Consider the following 15,868-nt stretch of genomic DNA (forward strand, 5'->3'; position numbering starts at 1 on the left):
AAGTGAACAGCATTACGGCATGCCGGGGCTTTTTTGTGCCGATCCGCTCGGCCAGCTGCGCATCGATGCGACGCCGTCGATGAGGTCGACGATCGGTGCGGGCTCGGTCAGCGGGCGCTGTGTCTCGACCAGCGCAGGCGTCTCGGCACCGACATGCACCCAGGTAGGCTGGCCGTGGGACGCGATCGGCGAGAGATCACGGCGATAGCGCGCAAGGCGCATTCCGCATCGATCGCGCGCACAGGGTTTCAGGCGTTTTTGCAATCCGCTGCATTGCACGCAGCAACGTCGTAGCGTTGCTGCCGCACCGGGACAGATGCGCACAGGGATGCCGGCGATGAGGTTGGCGCTTGGAAACGCCCGGACGTACGAAGGCCCCGGCATGCCGGGGCCTTGGCAGTCGCTGGCGTGACGCGGCCAGCGGATGCTGTCGCGTTACCACCGGCCATCGCTGGATCAGAACTGCCAGCGCAGACCGACGTTGGCGTTGATGCTGTTGGACTCGGAACGGCCACGCTCGGCACCCACATTGCCGTACAGCGAGAACGCGTCGTTGACCTGGTACCGCACGCCGACCGAGGCGCGCACGGCCTGCTTGGACACCGGCGTCCCGGCCACAGTGAAGCGCGCTTCCGGCAAGCCGGTGAACCAGGCGCTGAAGTCGGCGTTGGGGTTGCCCAGCAACGAGCGGTAGGCGACCAGACCATCGAAGCCCCACTTGCCGCGTGCCAGATGACCGCGCACGCCCACCTCGCCATACCCCGCGCGCAAGGTGTCGCTGCCGGCGCTCAGGCCCAGACCGGTCACCGACGCTTCGCTGAAGGCGTCCTGGGTCTGGCTGACCACACCTGCGGCCACGAAGGGCGACAGCCCGGCATGCGGCAGCAGGCCGACTTCCGCGCGCAGCGACCAGTTGGTGTCGTGGCGACGGTCCTGCAAGCGTTCGCCGACGCTGCCGGCCTGCACGTTGCGCTCGGTCTCCACATTGCTCATGCCATAGGAACCGATGCCCGACAGGTACGCCTGGCCGATCGGCTGGTACAGGTACGCGGTCATTGCGTAACGGTCCGAGCGCAGACGGCTGGCCGATGCGTCGATGTGCGCGCGGTCCTGACCGGAGGTCACCGCCGCGCCCACCACCGTGCCGGCACTGCCGATCGGCAGATCCACACCGAAGGTGGTGGCCTGCTGGGTGTAGTCGGCCGACGCAAACCCGCTGCGGCTCAGATCGCCATCCAGGTAGCTGCCCTGCATCCAGGTGGTCAGCGTGGTGGTGTCGGCCAGGTAGGGCAGGCGATCGGCAGCAACACGCGCATCGTTGAGTGCCGACTGGAAGCCCAGCGTGCGCTCGATGCCATGCACCTGGCCGGCCAGGGTCGGCAGCGATGCGGCAACCTGCGCATTGGATGCCGCCAGCAGCGAGCCGGTGGCGCTGATCAGGCCACCCAGATTTGCGGTGTCGCCGGATGCCACGCGGGTGTCCAGCACCTTGACCAGCGCATCGGCCTGGGCAGCGCCGTTGACCACTGCCTGCGGCGCACCCGCGGCCTGCGCGCTGGCGGCGGATGCATTACGGGTCAGGGTTGCGGTGACGGTGGTCGGGTCGTAGGCAAGCGACGCGGTCCAGAAGAAATTGTTGGCGTACTGCACACGGTCGAACGTGCCCTGCAGGACACCGGCACTGACGATCTTCTCGCTGCTGCCGACGCTGTAGCCGGACGCTTCCGGCAGCAACAGCAGATTGCCCTTCAGGCTGGCCACGCCGGTGACGGTCAGGCCCTTGCCCAATTGGATGGCGGTGGTGCCGGTGTTGTTGACCAGGCTGTAGCCGCCGTTGATCACGCCGCCGCGCGACTCGAAGGTGGCCGAGTTGGCCACCAGAAGATCCGAGCGCAGGCTGCCGGAGAGCGCCAGCACGCCGTCAGCAATCGTGGTGCCGCCGGTATAGCTGTTGTTGCCGCTCAGGGTGAGTTTGCCGCTGCCATTCTTGGTCAGGCTGCCGCTGCCGGAAATGTCGTTGCTGAAGGTGCTGTCGTAGCCGGCACCCACAGTGGCCGACCAGTTGCTGGCGAACCGGCCCGGTCCCCTGATCGCCTTGGCCGCGTTGACCAGGCCCCAGCCATACAGCGCATCCACCCCCGGGTCGCCTAGGTCGGTCGCGGTGGTCAGCAGGGTCTGCTGCAGGTTGGAGGCGCTCATCCACGGATACACGCCCAGTACCTGCGCCGCGACGCCGCTGACCGCAGCGGTGGAGAACGAGGTGCCGGCGATCTGGCCCTGCAATTCGGTGCCGGCCAGCGCCGGAGCGGTGAAGCTGCCCGGTGCCACCAGGCACCACTGCGCGGCGGCGCCGCAATGGTTGGAATAGCTGGTCAGACCAGCCGCATTGCCGGCACTGTCGACATTGATCGCGCCCACCGCCAGCCAGTTGTTGCGCACGCTGGCTTCCTGCACCGGTGTCGCCGCCGGATACGAGGCTTCGGCGGCGCCTTCGTTGCCTGTCGAGGCGACGATCAGCGCGTCTGTCTGCACCAGCGGGGTCAGCGCATATCGCCAGGCGGCTGCCGCGTTGGCGCTGCCGGCGGCGTCGGCATACGAGGCGCCCAGCGACAGGTTGGCGATGCGCACGCCGGAGGCCGCCAGATCCACCGCCGCGCGGCGGGCCTGCTGGGTACCGCAGGAATTCTCTGCGCAGATCCGTGCATAGAACAGGTCCGCATCCGGAGCGACGCCACCGGCAAAGCCGTCCTGCGCCGAGCCCAGCACCAGCGCCGAAACGATCGTGCCATGGCCGCGCAGCGCATTGGACGACGACTCGGGCGTACCCGGGCTAGCGGTGTAGTCGGTGAAACCATCGACCTTGCCGGCAATCGGCGCGTAACTCGGCACCAGGTTGTCGTCCAGCACAGCCAGCTTCACGCCCTGGCCGCGGGCACCGGCCTGCTGCGCCAGATCGGCATTGATCGGCACCAGCAGATTGCTGCCGACGCCTTGATAGCGGGCAGGCGCAGGCGTCGGAACCGGCGCGGTCTTGGGCAGCGGATCGGACGTGGTACCCGGGGTGGTCGGCGCGGTCGGCGTGGGTGCCGGCGCAATCACCGTACTCTGCGGCGGCTCACTGCGGACGTTGCCGCCACCGCCACCGCCGCCACATGCGGTCAGGACAAGACAGGAGGCGATGGTGGTTGCAAGTAGCGAGCGATTCATAAGCGTGGTCGATTCCGTTGTAGGCGCGCCGCTACTGCCGATTCTGAAATTTGGCGCAGAAGGTCCCAGCGCTGGCGGTCACCAACGAAGGCGTTTAATTTCACGTGTTATTCACTTCAACTGCAGCGGTCCATCCTCTCGGACTTGTGCTGCCGAAGCGCCCGGCAAATACGCTGATGCACTCGCCGTGTGCTTGCGGTTTGTTTAACGGCGCTAGCCATTAACTCTAAAGTCTGAATGGACAGTTGCTATTCAGAGAAAAAGATCGTGCGATAGGAAACACCGATTCACTTCATAGCGATATCGGATTAAAAGGCCGCTAACAGATGAAAATTCAGAAAACTGTCAGACCGAACGCAACAATACCCCGTCACATTTCGCAGAGGGCGGCTATCCTAAATGCGACGAAGAGCGCGAGGAATCAGGGAATGATGTCGAAGATGTGGGTAAATCCCTCACGCATTGTAGCGAATTCAACCGGAAGTTAGGCGTTCTAACGGACTCTGCTGTACGCGGCGGAATTTTGAATAGTTTGCTTGCGACGATTGTTTAAGCTGTCAGAAATCAGGATTGTCTCCCGATGTCATTGCGATAAAACGCCCTCTCGCGACGCCGAGCGACCTCGTCCGATTGTGCGAAATTCCACGTCAAAAGGCATCGATTACGCAATCGGTTGCATCGAAAATGAATGATTTGAATAATTTAGTTTATTTTTCGAGTTTTTTTAAGGCTGCCGTTTTTTGGGGCGCCTTGGAGTGATCTGGGTGTTATTTAATTATCCGACCTTTGAGTTCTGGCGAGCTTCTTCGGTGAATTTATGCGGGGGGCGGCGTGGACAAGCGTTTCGCATAGTCAGCCTTCGAAGCCTGCAGAGGTCCAGCCCGCTTGGCGCTCACGCCGGTGACCTCTGCCTCAGGTGTATCGCGCAAGGCGGTAAGTCGAGGCTGTGAAGGTTTGAGCGGTCTGCTCAGCCAGGGCGGGAAGTCTTCATGCACGGCACGGAGCGGAGACCGGCTCCTTACCTGCACTACCTGCACGGGCGGGCATGGGCGTTCACGTCGACAGACCGGTCGTGCGTCAGCAGGTTTTTGGGCAAATGCCACCGCTGAACGTCTGTAAGAGCGGCCCACCACGCGCATGCGGCTCGGAAGGTCCGGCGCGCTTAAACCAATGGCCAAGCCCCCGGTAGCTCCCGAATGGTCCATGGAGCGCTAGCGGTGCGCGGACAGGCAGCTCACCGAGGTAAACAGCGCGTGGTCGCAGTACAAGACACGCAGAGTTGGATTGACGGTTGAAGGTGCAGCCTTTGCAGCGCGCGTGGTGGCCGCTCTTTCCGCAACAATGCGTCCCGCAGCTTGCAAGTAGCGGGTGACGGCGCCGGCAGTGTCGGCGGCGCCTCGTTGATTGCCTGCCGACTCGCCGAACTGCAGGCCCTGTCGAGGATGCGTCAGATGAGGAGGCATTCGGGACTGTTGGCGAGCACCTGCGGCCTGGTCGATGCAGAGCGCGGCGCAGCTAGGCAGCAAGCCCGGCTTGGCAACAAATGGGCCTATTCCGCAGGCAAACACGCATGCCGCAGCAGCGGTTCCACCTGTGGCCAGGTCGCTCCCAGCCACGCAGCAGTACATCGGGCGAACCGCTTGCCCGGCGGCTGCATCAGCTTGTCAGCATCCTTACTGCGTCTTGGCCAGGGCGGCCTTGGCGCGGGTGCCGGCCGCCGCACCGACCCGTTTGTCCAGCACCTGCGCCAGCGCGTTGAGCTGCGCGCTGCTCATGCCGATGTTCATGCTGATCTTCAGATGCGACTGCAATTGCGAATCCACCCCCTCCAGCGCCGCGAGCATGCTCACCGTTGCCAGCTCGCGGCTGATCCAATCGAGGTTGTCGCGCGCAAAAATGTCGCCGAACAGGTGCGTCTTCAGGTAGGCATCGATGGCCGGCGCGAACTCGAACAGCGGCCCAGAGACCGCCGCCCCCACCAGCTGCGTCTGATTGGCGGTGCCCAACGCAAGCAGTTCCGGGCCGGTCGGCACCGGGCCAGGCAGCTCGCCCTGCGCGTCGGCAAGGCCGCGCTGTTGCCGCGCTTGCACCACCTGCATCAGCGCCGACAGCGCATTGAGGCTGCGCGGAAAGCCGGCATAGGCGTAGACCTGTACCAGCACTTCCTTGCATTCGTTGATGGTCAGACCGGTGTCCAGGCCTGCCTCCAATGCCGTGGTCAAACGGTCGATATCGCCAGTCGCCGCAAACGCGGCGATCGGTGCGATGGCTTGCTGTCGGGGCGACAGACTTTCCGAGATGGGCATACCGATGGACTCCGGGGAACGTGTTGCCGCGGGGGAGGGGGCAACCACACAGACAGCGACCGCGGCGAGGACGCAGGCCACCACGCGCGCGAGCACATGAGGCCGACGCACCGACGTGGTCTGTCTGTCAGATACAGATCTAGGGGTCGCTGCGCTGGAATCCAAGCGTTATCTCCTTGCGTGATGCGATAACCGCAGGCCTGGGTGGCTGCGCGATGGGTCATGCACGCACCGCGATGCGTCTGGACAGGACAGGGCGCCAGCATGCCGTATCCGCCTCGCCGTTCCAGCCGCGTGTACCGCATGCAGTGATGAGGTGCGCTCATTACCGCGTGGCGATAACGGTGTGATGCGATGAGATCGTTTGATGCGCCGACGCCATCTGTAGGCGGCTGGACGGCAACCAACGATCAGACAGGCAACGCACTACCCAGCGGCCGCCAGCACGTCAGCGCGTAGCGCTTTGCGTAGGCGCAAGACGCCTCCGGATGGAGACACCGTTTCCGCAGGAGTGATGCACTGCATGCCTCGGCGTCCTATGCTACGCGTCAGCCTGCAGCAGGGATGTCCTGCCTGAGCGCCAACGGAGCGGACGCGTTTGATCGATGCAGGAAGGCGGCACGCATGCGCGGGGTAAGACGCATGTTCTGGCTGATGCAGACCTTGGGATGGGCGCTGTTCCTGGCGATCGCCTACCTGGCGCGGCCGAGCGAAGAACGGGTGCCCGACGCGCTCCAGCTTGCTGCAGTGGTCGGTCTGAGCATGGGCGGGTTGCTGGGCAGCCTGGTGCTGCGTTGGCTGTATCGAAGGCTGCAGGCCGATGGGTATGGCGAGTTGCGCTGGCTGGGGCTGCTGTTCGTCGGCAGCCTGGCGATGGCGGTTGGCGTCGATCTTGCCGTGCACGGCGTGCTGTGGCTGTTGCGCGATCTGTCGCCTGCGACGATGGCATTGCATGACGCGCAGCCGATGATCTCCAGTACACCCTTGCTGTTTCCCGCCTATATCGCCTGGAGTCTGCTGTATCTGTCGATCAGCAGGCAGACGCGCCTGGCCGAGGCCACACGCCACCAGAACGACTTGCGCCTGGCGCTCAAGGAGGCGCAGTTGCAGCGGCTGCTCGGCCATATCAGCCCGCACTTCACCTTCAACACGCTCAACAACATCCGCGCGCTCATCCTGATGGACCCGGAGCTGGCGCGCGAACAGATCACGCGCTTTGCCAGCACGCTGCGCTACCAGTTCAGCGGCGGCGAAGAAGCCCTGGTCACGGTTGACGACGAAATGGCGGTGGTGCGCGATTATCTGGGCCTGGTCGGCATGCAGCTGGGCAAACGCCTGCGCTATACCGAACAGCTGGACCCGCGTGCGTTGCCGCGGCAGGTCCCGCGTTTTTGCGTGCAGCTGCTGGTGGAAAACGCCATCAAGCATGGCCTGGGGCCAAGCAGCAGCGGAGGCGAGCTGCATGTGCAGATCGCCTTGCAGGGCACGCGTCTGCAGATCGACGTGCGCAACAGCGGCCGCTTGCAGCACACCGGCAACGGCGGCACCGGCCTTGCGAATCTGCGGCAACGCCTGCAACTGTCGTTCGGCGCAGGCGCCGGCCTGGGCCTGCAGGGAGAGGGCGGGTGCGTGATTGCCCAGGTCTGGATCGGAGGTGGTGCGTGATCGATGCAGTGATCGTGGAGGATTCGGAGCTGGCCCGTTTCGAACTGGAGCATCAGCTCAAGGGCTACCCGCAGATACGCGTGCTGGGGCATGCCGGCGACGTGGATGCCGCGGTGGAGCTGATCGAATCGAGCGCACCGGCGCTGGTCTTTCTGGACATCGATCTGCCCGGCGGCAATGCGTTCGATGTGCTGGAGCGGCTGAGCCAGGTACCGCGCATCATCTTCACCACCGCATTCGACGCCCACGCACTCAAGGCCTTCGGCTACAACACCGTGGATTACCTGCTCAAGCCGATCGCGCCGCAGCGACTTGCGCAGGCCATCGCCAAGGTGGGCGAGGCTTTGCCCACCGCGCCGCTGAGGCGCTCGATGGACAGCGCCATCTTCATCAAGGATGGCGAACACTGCTTTCTGGTCAAGCCACGCGACATCCGTGCGATCGAGGCAGTGGGCAACTACAGCCGCGTGTACTTCCAGAACCACTCGCCGCTGCTGTATCGCCCACTGGGTGCGATCGAAACGCAGCTGGCGCCGGAGAAATTTTTCCGCGCTAGCCGCAAGTACATCGTCAATCTCGATTTCGTGGAGCAGGTGGCGCCGTGGAGCAATGGGGGGCTGATGCTCACCCTGCGCGGCGGGCTGGAAGTGGACATCTCACGTCGGCAGAGCGTGCGGTTCCGGGAGATGCTGAGCCTTTAGCGCGCAGCGCCTGCTGCCACTTCGCCGATGCCGCTGCTGTCGCCCAGCAAACGGTCGTGCAGCGTCATCACAGCCCGTCCGCTGCTGTCGACGGCAAAGCTCAACGCGTCCAGGGTGTCGCCCAGGTAGTAGCGTCCGTCGGCATGCGGCGTGACCGCAAGCGCATCCTCGCCTTCGCGTTGCAGCTGCAACGCGCCGTCCACGCTGGCCAGTATCCGTACGTCGTCCTTGGCAAAGCGGTAGCGGCCGAGCCACGCCCGGGCGTCGTTACGCGCCACAAGGGCCGGTGCATACGGTGTGCCTGCGGCGATGGCCGCTAGGCGCACGCTGAGCGTGGTCGGGTCCAGAAACTCCGCATTGGTCAACACGGTGACGAAGACGTCCGGTTGCTGCAGGCGCACCACGTAGCTGTTGAAGCCATTGATGAAACCACCGTGCTCGACATCGGCGATGCCATTGGCCTGGCCGATGATCCAGCCGAATCCGTAAGGCGAAGCGCTGCCATCGGCCAGTACGGTCTTGTGCATCGCCTGCGCCAGTAGCGATGCGGGCACCGGCACGCCATCGCGTAATGCACGGTGCCAGATGGCCAGGTCGTCCACGGTACTGATCAGGCCACCGGCGCCTTGCGGCTGCGTCATGCTGATGAAGTCCGCGTTCTGCAGTTCGCCCTTGCTGCGACGGTAGCCATGGGCCCGCTTGGCGATGATGGCCAGGTGGCTGTCATAGCGCGTGTGCTGCATGCCCAGGGGCTGGAACAGCGCCTGCTGCAGGTAGGCAGCGTAGGACTGACCGGAGAGACGTTCGATCAGATGGGTCAGCACGATGTAGTTGGAGTTGCTGTAACCGAACCGGGTGCCCGCAGCGAACTCCAGCGGCAGGTCCTTGAAGTAGTTCATCAGGCTCGGCGCATCGGTGTCGTCGCGCCGTGCTGCGCGCGAGGCCGCGATGCTGCTGACATTCTTGATGCCTGAGGTGTGGGTGAGCAGCTGCCGCACGGTCACCTGCGCCAGCGGGCCGCTCAGCGCCGGATCGAGCGACACCACCGTCGCGTCCAGGCTCAGCTTGCCTGCCTGGACCAGCTGCAACACGGCCACCGCGGTGAACTGCTTGCTCATCGACGCCAGCCGCAGCGCGGCATCCGGCTGCATCGCCAGCCCGTTTTCGATATCGGCCATGCCGTACGCCCGGCGCAGCAAGACCGTGTCGCCGCGTGTGACCAGCACCACGCCACCGGGTTGATTGCCCTTGAAAAATGCATCGGCCTCGCGTTCCAATTCTATGGTGGCGGGCGCAGTCACCGCAGGTGGTGCAGCACGCGCTACCCCGGCTGCGCTCAATACCGCTGCCAGCATCACTGCTCCGATCGTCTTCATCTGCCTGCTCCCTGAGTGGATGCGGCCAGCCTAAAAGCGCGTTCTCGCTGCACCGAGCACTCCATGACCTGTGGTCGGTGTGCCGGTCCAGCGGTCGTGTGGCGGGATGAGCGGCGAGCTGTCTGGTCGAACTGCGCGAGCGGGCACCGATGGATGCCGACAGCAGGACGGTGCCAGGTGGCCTTTGCGCATCGTCAGGCGCAATCGCGCAACGACCTGGCGCGTGCAACAGTGCGTTCATGGCATGAGCCAAGGCGGTGCACGCAAAATCGTCCTGCTCGTCACACGCCAGCTGGCAGCATCGGGACACGTTTCGCCATTGCCCCAACGAGTCCGCCATGAATGCAGCTGTCGTTTCGCCCCGTCGCTGGGCCATCCATCCGTTCCATGCAGCCGTGCTCGGCGGCGTGTGGCCCTTGTTCCTTGGCGCGCTATTGAGCGACTACGCCTACTGGAGCAGCTACCAGATCCAATGGAGCAACTTCGCGTCCTGGCTGTTGGTCGGGGCCATGGTGGTGACCACCATCGCGCTTGTGGCCGCCACCGTCGGGCTTGTGCGCGGCAGCCGCAACGTCATCTATGTGGTCGCCTTGGTGGCAACCTGGATCGTCGGATTCTTCGATGCGCTGCATCACGCGCGCGATGCCTGGGCCATCATGCCGGCGGCATTGACGCTGTCGGCAATCGCCACGCTGTTCGCGTTGATCGCTACCTGGGCGGGGCTGTCGGGTCTGCGCATGGGAGGTGCACGATGAGCCGCTACACACATGTGCTTGCAGTCTCCGTCCTTGCCGCTGCACTGGCCGCCTGCGGCAAAGCGCCTGAGCTCGATCAGCACGGCGCCACGCCGGAACTGCCGGCCCCGGATCGCGGGGTACTGCCCGACATGACGATTGCCGAGCCCACCGCATGGGGCGACCGCAAGCCGACTGTCCCGGCGGGGTATCGCATCACCGCCATCGCGACCGACCTCGGCATTCCGCGCCAGACGCTGGTGCTGCCGAATGGCGACATCCTGGTGGCCGAAGGCCGCGGCGGCTCTGCGCCAAACCTCAAGCCCAAGGACATCATCGCCGGCCCGATCAAGGCCAAGGGCACGTCCAAGGCCAAGAGCGGCAATCGCCTCACCTTGTTGCGCGATGCCGATGGCGATGGCACCTATGAACTGAAGACGGTTTTTGCCGACAAGCTCAACGCGCCCTACGGGCTTGCGCTGATCGGCAATGCGCTCTATGTCGCCAATCAGGACGCGCTGCTGCGCTTCGACTATCGCGAGGGTCAGACCAAGGCCAGCGGCGCACCGAGCAAGGTGACCGATCTGCCATCGGCGATCAATCACCACTGGACCAAGGCGCTCACCGCCAGTGCGGATGGTCGCTACCTGTATGTGGCGATCGGCTCCAACAGCAACATCACCGAGCGCGGCATGGTTGCCGAGGTCGATCGCGCGCAGGTCTGGCAGGTGGACGCGGCAACCGGCGCGCACAAGCCATACGCTACCGGCCTGCGTAACCCTACCGCACTGGCCATCCAGCCCGGGACCGGTGCGCTGTGGGCAGTGGTCAACGAGCGCGATGAAATCGGCCCGAACCTGGTACCGGACTATCTGACCTCGGTCCGCGAAGGCGGCTTCTACGGCTGGCCTTATAGCTACTGGGGCAAAAACGTCGACGAACGGGTGATGCCGCAGGATCCGCAGAAAGTGGCCTCCGCCATCACACCCGACTACGCGCTGGGCTCGCATGTGGCCGCACTGGGCGTGGCGTTCTCGTCGCCGGTGATGGGCGCGAAGTTTGCCGACGGCGCATTCGTCGGCGAACACGGCAGCTGGAACCGCGACCCGCCAGTGGGCTACAAGGTGGTGTTCGTACCGTTCCGCGACGGTCGCCCGGCGGGTCAGCCGATCGACTTCGTGTCCGACTTCCATGGCGATGACGGCAAGACGCGCGGTCGCCCGGTCGGTGTCACTGTCGATCCGCGCGGCGCGTTGATCGTGGCCGACGACCTGGCCAACATCATCTGGCGCGTGACGCCAGAGGCTGCCGCAACCACAGCTGCGCCACAGTAAGCCGCAGTGCGAGAACCCGCCCGCGCGCATCATGCGTCGGGCGGGTTTTCTTTTGTTGTTGTGATCATGCAAGGTGGCTAGACAGCCGGTTCTTTGCAGTGCGCCGAGTAGAGCAGGACGGGCACGCGACAACGCGAGGCATGTGACCTGTGTGACGTGAACGCTATGCCTGGGGTGAGCCGTCCATGGTGATGTATCGCATCGCCAGTTGATTGTCGCGCGCAAGCTGCAGGAGATAGCCATCCCCGCCGCATTCGCATACAGTGCCGGCCCTGCGTCGGCACTGCCGCGTGGACGTCAGGCGTCAGGACAGCGCCGGGCACTGCCATCCGGCCGAGAATGCATACACGGGAAGAACGCATGGACGACTTCTACCGCTCGCCAAGGGACGTTGTTGTCGATGTTGTTGAGATGGGTGTTGGGTGTTATTGGAGTCGCGCTCGTTCTGCCTGCCAGCGCAGCAGAGCTCGTCGGTCGGGCCACCGTCACCGATGGCGATACCATTACCGTGGCGCACCAGCGCATCCGGTTAGGGGGGATCGATGCGCCGGAAAGCGCACAGCAGTGCAAGGACCCGGATGGTGTTGCGTGGCCCTGCGGTCGTCGTTCGGCAGCGGCGCTGGACGCCTACCTGATGGACAAGACCGTGCGTTGTCGGCAAACCGATACCGACCGTTACGGACGGCTCGTTGCGGACTGCTTTGTACAAGGGCAATCGGTCAACGGCTGGATGGTGCGCAACGGTTGGGCGGTGGCGTATCGCCAATACGCCACCACGTTCATCGCCGATGAGCGCATCGCACAGCAGCAAAAACGCAATCTCTGGCAGGGCACCTTCCAGCAGCCTGCCGAGTACCGCCGCAGCAAGCGCCAGCAGGTTGCTGCGCGCGCGTCGGCAACGGTATCGGCAGCTGTGCCGGGCAAGTGCGTCATCAAGGGCAATATTTCGGGCAAGGGCAGCAAGATCTTCCACATGCCCGGTCAACGCGATTACGCGCGTACCAGCATCTCCACCGACAAGGGCGAGCGCTATTTCTGTACGGCCCAGGATGCGCTCAAGGCCGGTTGGCGACGTGCCGCCCGCTAGGTAGGAAACCGGATCGGTAGGCCGGGCATGAGATGCAAACAATGCAGCACGCGCACCGGCCGCGTTCGCTGCGCTGGGTTGCAGTGCTGCGCACCAGCCGCCATGCCGCGCCGATCACAACGCGTGGTTTGCTAGCATCGACCGCTCCACGACAACGCGGGCACCCCATGTCACTGCTCCACGTTCCCGAGCCCGATCTGTTCGTGCCTGGCCAAGGCGAGCCATCCCTGCGCTGGGGCGTGCTGGGGCCAGGCGTGATTGCAACCGCCTTCGTTCGCGCGTTACGCAGCAATACCCACCAACGCGCTGTCGCAGTTGCTTCGCGTAGCGGGGAGCGTGCGAACGCGTTTGCGAAGGCATGGGCGATCGAGCGGGCGTACGACAGCTATCAGGCGCTGGTCGAAGACCCGAACGTCGACATCGTCTACATCGCCACGCCGCATAGCGAGCATCTGGAGCAAGGCCTGCTGGCGCTACGTGCGGGCAAGCATGTGCTGATCGAAAAGCCCATCACCACCTGCGCCGACGACGCGCGCCTGCTGGTACAGCAAGCGCGTGCACGCGGTCTGTTCTTGATGGAAGCGATGTGGACCCGCTACCTGCCGCACACCTCGGTGATCCGCAAACTGCTTGCCGACGGCGCGCTTGGCGATGTGCGCCAGGTGTTTGCCGACCTGAGCCAGCGTGGGCCCAGCGACCCTGCACATCGGCAACGACGGCCCGACCTTGGCGGCGGCGCGCTGCTGGATCTGGGCGTCTACGCCGTGCAGTTTTCCTCGATGATCCTGTCCGCGCCCACCGCGATCACTGCCGTCGGCGAACTCACCGACACCGGCGTGGATGCCTTTTCCACCGTCGTGCTGTCGCATCGCTCGCATGCGCAGTCGACCTTGATCAGCTCCATCGTCGCGCGCAGCAGTTCAATGGCCTACGTCGCCGGCACCGAAGGACGCATCGACCTGGCCGGGGACTTCCACAATCCGTCCAGGCTGCGGATTGGCAGCAACGCCGACGCCGGAACGCCTGTCGAATGGACAGACCCCACCGGTATTCAGGGCTACGACGGGCTGTCATGGCAGGTCAACGCGGCCGCACGCTACATCGGAGAAGGCCGTCGCGAGTCGCCGCTGCATCCGCTCGACGAAGTAGTGCAAATCATGACAACGCTGGACGCGGCGCGCGTACAGCTGCGAGCTGCTGCAACGGCTGGCACCGATAACGCTTGACCCGCATCATCGTTGTCAGCGCAGCCGCATGTCCTGCGCTCCCGGCAAGCGCAGGCAGTGCCGTAGCCACTGGTCAATCGCTCTCGCGTCGTACCCGTGTGCGGTAGGCAGACACATTGTCGCCCTGGATCTGCGCGTTGCGCGTGCCGATGATCGTATCGACCTTGATGTCGCTACCGCTCACCGGCTTGGCATCGATCTTGGTTTCGCGCTCGAACGCATGCGATTGATCGGTGTTGCGGTAGTACCTGTCATTAATAGACCGGCAGCGTATCTGTCTTGCGTGCGCAACTCTATGCCCTGCAGCAGGTGCAGCGCGGCGCTGGCGGCGACACTGCAGCGCGATGTGCCGATCCAGCAACGGCGGCGACTGCAACGCACCACCGATGCGCGATCGCCATCAATGCAAAGCCCCGCGTCTGCGGGGCTTTGCATTGATGCATGCGGCGGCGCGGTACGGCGCGCTACGCCTGTCTGGTGATCACGGTAGATCGCACTTGATCTTGCCGTCCACGTAATACGGCTTGGGAACGTCGGGATTGGCGCTGGTCTTTTCGAACACCACCTCGAACGAGGTCATGTCGACCTTGCCCTGACGGGAGGTGCAGGCATCCTGAAGTTTCTTCTTCACCGCTGCGATTCCGGCCTCGCGGTTGGCGCCATCGGCGCTATTGGTCAGGTTGGCCACCTCGGCCCAGGCCTGGGTGCTCAGGCCAAGCAGGCACCCGGCGAACAGCATGCTGTGCAGCTTCTTCATACGATCTCCTTTGCAATGTCCATTGTGCAATGTCCCTGGATGCGCAGCAGATGGGCTGCGGCGCGTGGCAAGCATAGGCATGCCACGTTAAGAACCCGTGCGCGGCCTCGCGCATCGATGGCGCGCCGCGTCATGCGCGCTGTGTGTCCGGCAAGCTTGACGTCCCTGCCGCTACCGGACGAGCGTCAGCGTTGCCCATGCGAGCACGCCGTAACGCGTGGTCTTGGCGACCGCCACCAACGGCAGGAACACATGCAGCGGCTCACGCATGACCCCGGCCGCCAGCGTCAGCGGGTCGCCGATGATCGGCATCCAGCTCAAGAGCAGGGACCATTTACCGTAGCTGCCATACCAGGCTTGCGCGCGTGCCAAGGCCTGCGGCGTCACCGGAAACCAGCGTCGCCCCTGGAAGCGCACCAGCTCGCGTCCGATCCACCAATTGATCAGCGAGCCCAGCACGTTGCCCAGGCTCGCGGCGGCCACAAGCCCCACGACCGAACCGCCGTCCAGCAACAGCGCAACCAATGCCGCCTCCGACTGCGCAGGCAGCAGGGTGGCGGCAATCAACGACAGTGCGAACAGCGAGAGATAGCTCAAGCTCAGCCTACGGGTTGGTCATGGCGTTTTGAATTTGAAAGAACGAGGGAGAGCGTTGGCTAACGCATGCATGGGTGTACGAGCGACAGCCACATCCGCAGAAACGTCACCTGACAACTCGGTATGCGAATGATCCATCCGCCGTCATGCAGGCGATGGCCTGCTGCACCGTCGCCCAACCATAGGGCGCCCAGCATGCATTACAGCAAGGCCAGCTGTCCCACTGCGTTGCGCACGCTTTTCTTGGTCATGCGCACCACCGAACGATGGATCGTCATGCCTTCGATCAAGGCATCGATCGCACTGGCAGCGGGCTTGGAAAAATGCAGCTCCAGCGCCGCGCGGCTGCGTGCCATCCATTGCTCCATGATCGCCGTCATCTCCGGATGGCGGCGCGCAAACGCGTAAAGCTCGTAGCTCAGCAGCAGGATCCGCGGCGAGGCGGTGCTGTCGGCAAAGATGATGTTCACTACCGCATCGCAGGCCTGGTCGCGGTTGTTCGCAGCGCGGATCTCGGCAGCGAAGTTTTTCGACACCTCCTGCGAGAAGCGGGTGAATGCCGCGATCAGCAGCTCGTGCATGGAGCCGAAGTAGTACGTGGTCGCGCCCAACGGCACCTGCGCTTGTTCGGCAACCTTGCGAAAGGTCGTCCCGGCCACGCCATGGTCGACAACCACCTGCAAGGCGGCCTGCTCGATGTGTTCTTTTCGATGTGGGTCTTGCTGCCAGGTCCTGCCGCTCATCTGTCTTCGCGCACGTATCGACCAGGCGATGGTAATCCAGAGTTGACTTGCCAATTGGTACGGATGTACAAATTGACGCGGGCGGCTTTACGATGCCTGCGAGAAGGCACCGCAGAGCAGCTCCTTTTCGCCTTG

The 15,868-nt window shown here is 64.2% G+C and carries 14 protein-coding genes; 6 read left to right on the plus strand and 8 right to left on the minus strand.

All coding sequences use genetic code 11. From position 1 onward, the window contains the following. Nucleotides 1–12: 12 nt before the first annotated feature. The 3 genes from Y887_RS07385 to Y887_RS07395 all read right to left on the minus strand — a co-directional run bounded on the left by Y887_RS07385 (nucleotide 13) and on the right by Y887_RS07395 (nucleotide 5,513). Entirely contained in the window at nucleotides 13–222 is a 210-nt protein-coding gene (locus Y887_RS07385; protein WP_046963724.1) for a hypothetical protein, read from the minus strand. A gap of 234 nt (nucleotides 223–456) precedes the next feature. Continuing rightward, on the minus strand, nucleotides 457–3,207 hold the full coding sequence (locus Y887_RS07390; protein WP_046963725.1) for a S8 family serine peptidase: 2,751 nt from the start codon (nucleotides 3,205–3,207) through the stop codon (nucleotides 457–459). Between the two features lie 1,673 nt (nucleotides 3,208–4,880). Continuing rightward, nucleotides 4,881–5,513, minus strand: coding sequence for a carboxymuconolactone decarboxylase family protein (locus Y887_RS07395; protein WP_046963726.1), 633 nt, complete (start codon nucleotides 5,511–5,513; stop codon nucleotides 4,881–4,883). Between the two features lie 624 nt (nucleotides 5,514–6,137). Here Y887_RS07395 and Y887_RS07400 point away from each other — a divergent pair. Beyond that, nucleotides 6,138–7,178 (plus strand): sensor histidine kinase, encoded by a 1,041-nt coding sequence (locus tag Y887_RS07400; protein ID WP_245879451.1) that lies wholly within the window; start codon nucleotides 6,138–6,140, stop codon nucleotides 7,176–7,178. Further along, on the plus strand, nucleotides 7,175–7,879 hold the full coding sequence (locus tag Y887_RS07405; protein ID WP_046963728.1) for a LytR/AlgR family response regulator transcription factor: 705 nt from the start codon (nucleotides 7,175–7,177) through the stop codon (nucleotides 7,877–7,879). Before Y887_RS07400 ends, Y887_RS07405 begins: the two co-directional genes overlap by 4 nt. Here the strand turns inward: Y887_RS07405 and Y887_RS07410 are convergent. Further along, the gene (locus Y887_RS07410) at nucleotides 7,876–9,255 is read right to left on the minus strand and encodes a serine hydrolase domain-containing protein (protein ID WP_046963729.1); all 1,380 of its coding nucleotides are present in this window, start codon (nucleotides 9,253–9,255) and stop codon (nucleotides 7,876–7,878) included. The genes Y887_RS07405 and Y887_RS07410 overlap by 4 nt on opposite strands. A gap of 338 nt (nucleotides 9,256–9,593) precedes the next feature. Between Y887_RS07410 and Y887_RS07415 the strand changes: the two genes are divergently transcribed. The 4 genes from Y887_RS07415 to Y887_RS07430 all read left to right on the plus strand — a co-directional run bounded on the left by Y887_RS07415 (nucleotide 9,594) and on the right by Y887_RS07430 (nucleotide 13,636). Next, nucleotides 9,594–10,010, plus strand: coding sequence for a hypothetical protein (locus Y887_RS07415; RefSeq protein WP_046963730.1), 417 nt, complete (start codon nucleotides 9,594–9,596; stop codon nucleotides 10,008–10,010). Then, nucleotides 10,007–11,323 carry a PQQ-dependent sugar dehydrogenase gene (locus Y887_RS07420; protein ID WP_046963731.1) on the plus strand — a complete coding sequence of 439 codons (1,317 nt, stop codon included), beginning with the start codon at nucleotides 10,007–10,009 and terminating at the stop codon, nucleotides 11,321–11,323. Before Y887_RS07415 ends, Y887_RS07420 begins: the two co-directional genes overlap by 4 nt. Before the next feature lie 400 nt (nucleotides 11,324–11,723). Continuing rightward, on the plus strand, nucleotides 11,724–12,410 hold the full coding sequence (locus tag Y887_RS07425) for a thermonuclease family protein (protein ID WP_046963780.1): 687 nt from the start codon (nucleotides 11,724–11,726) through the stop codon (nucleotides 12,408–12,410). 167 nt (nucleotides 12,411–12,577) lie between these two features. Continuing rightward, on the plus strand, nucleotides 12,578–13,636 hold the full coding sequence (locus Y887_RS07430) for a Gfo/Idh/MocA family protein (RefSeq protein ID WP_046963732.1): 1,059 nt from the start codon (nucleotides 12,578–12,580) through the stop codon (nucleotides 13,634–13,636). Nucleotides 13,637–13,709: 73 nt separating this feature from the next. Here the strand turns inward: Y887_RS07430 and Y887_RS07435 are convergent, their stop codons facing one another. The 4 genes from Y887_RS07435 to Y887_RS07450 all read right to left on the minus strand — a co-directional run bounded on the left by Y887_RS07435 (nucleotide 13,710) and on the right by Y887_RS07450 (nucleotide 15,733). Next, complete coding sequence (locus Y887_RS07435) at nucleotides 13,710–14,012, minus strand: hypothetical protein (RefSeq protein WP_104612172.1); 303 nt, start codon at nucleotides 14,010–14,012, stop codon at nucleotides 13,710–13,712. Between the two features lie 105 nt (nucleotides 14,013–14,117). Beyond that, on the minus strand, nucleotides 14,118–14,393 hold the full coding sequence (locus tag Y887_RS07440) for a hypothetical protein (RefSeq protein WP_046963733.1): 276 nt from the start codon (nucleotides 14,391–14,393) through the stop codon (nucleotides 14,118–14,120). A 171-nt stretch (nucleotides 14,394–14,564) separates the two neighbouring features. Further along, complete coding sequence (locus tag Y887_RS07445; RefSeq protein WP_046963734.1) at nucleotides 14,565–14,990, minus strand: YqaA family protein; 426 nt, start codon at nucleotides 14,988–14,990, stop codon at nucleotides 14,565–14,567. Between the two features lie 200 nt (nucleotides 14,991–15,190). Continuing rightward, nucleotides 15,191–15,733, minus strand: a complete 543-nt coding sequence (locus Y887_RS07450) for a TetR/AcrR family transcriptional regulator (protein ID WP_046963735.1) — start codon at nucleotides 15,731–15,733, stop codon at nucleotides 15,191–15,193. Nucleotides 15,734–15,868 lie beyond the last annotated feature (135 nt).

Source organism: Xanthomonas pisi DSM 18956 (genome assembly GCF_001010415.1).
Lineage (GTDB): Bacteria > Pseudomonadota > Gammaproteobacteria > Xanthomonadales > Xanthomonadaceae > Xanthomonas > Xanthomonas pisi.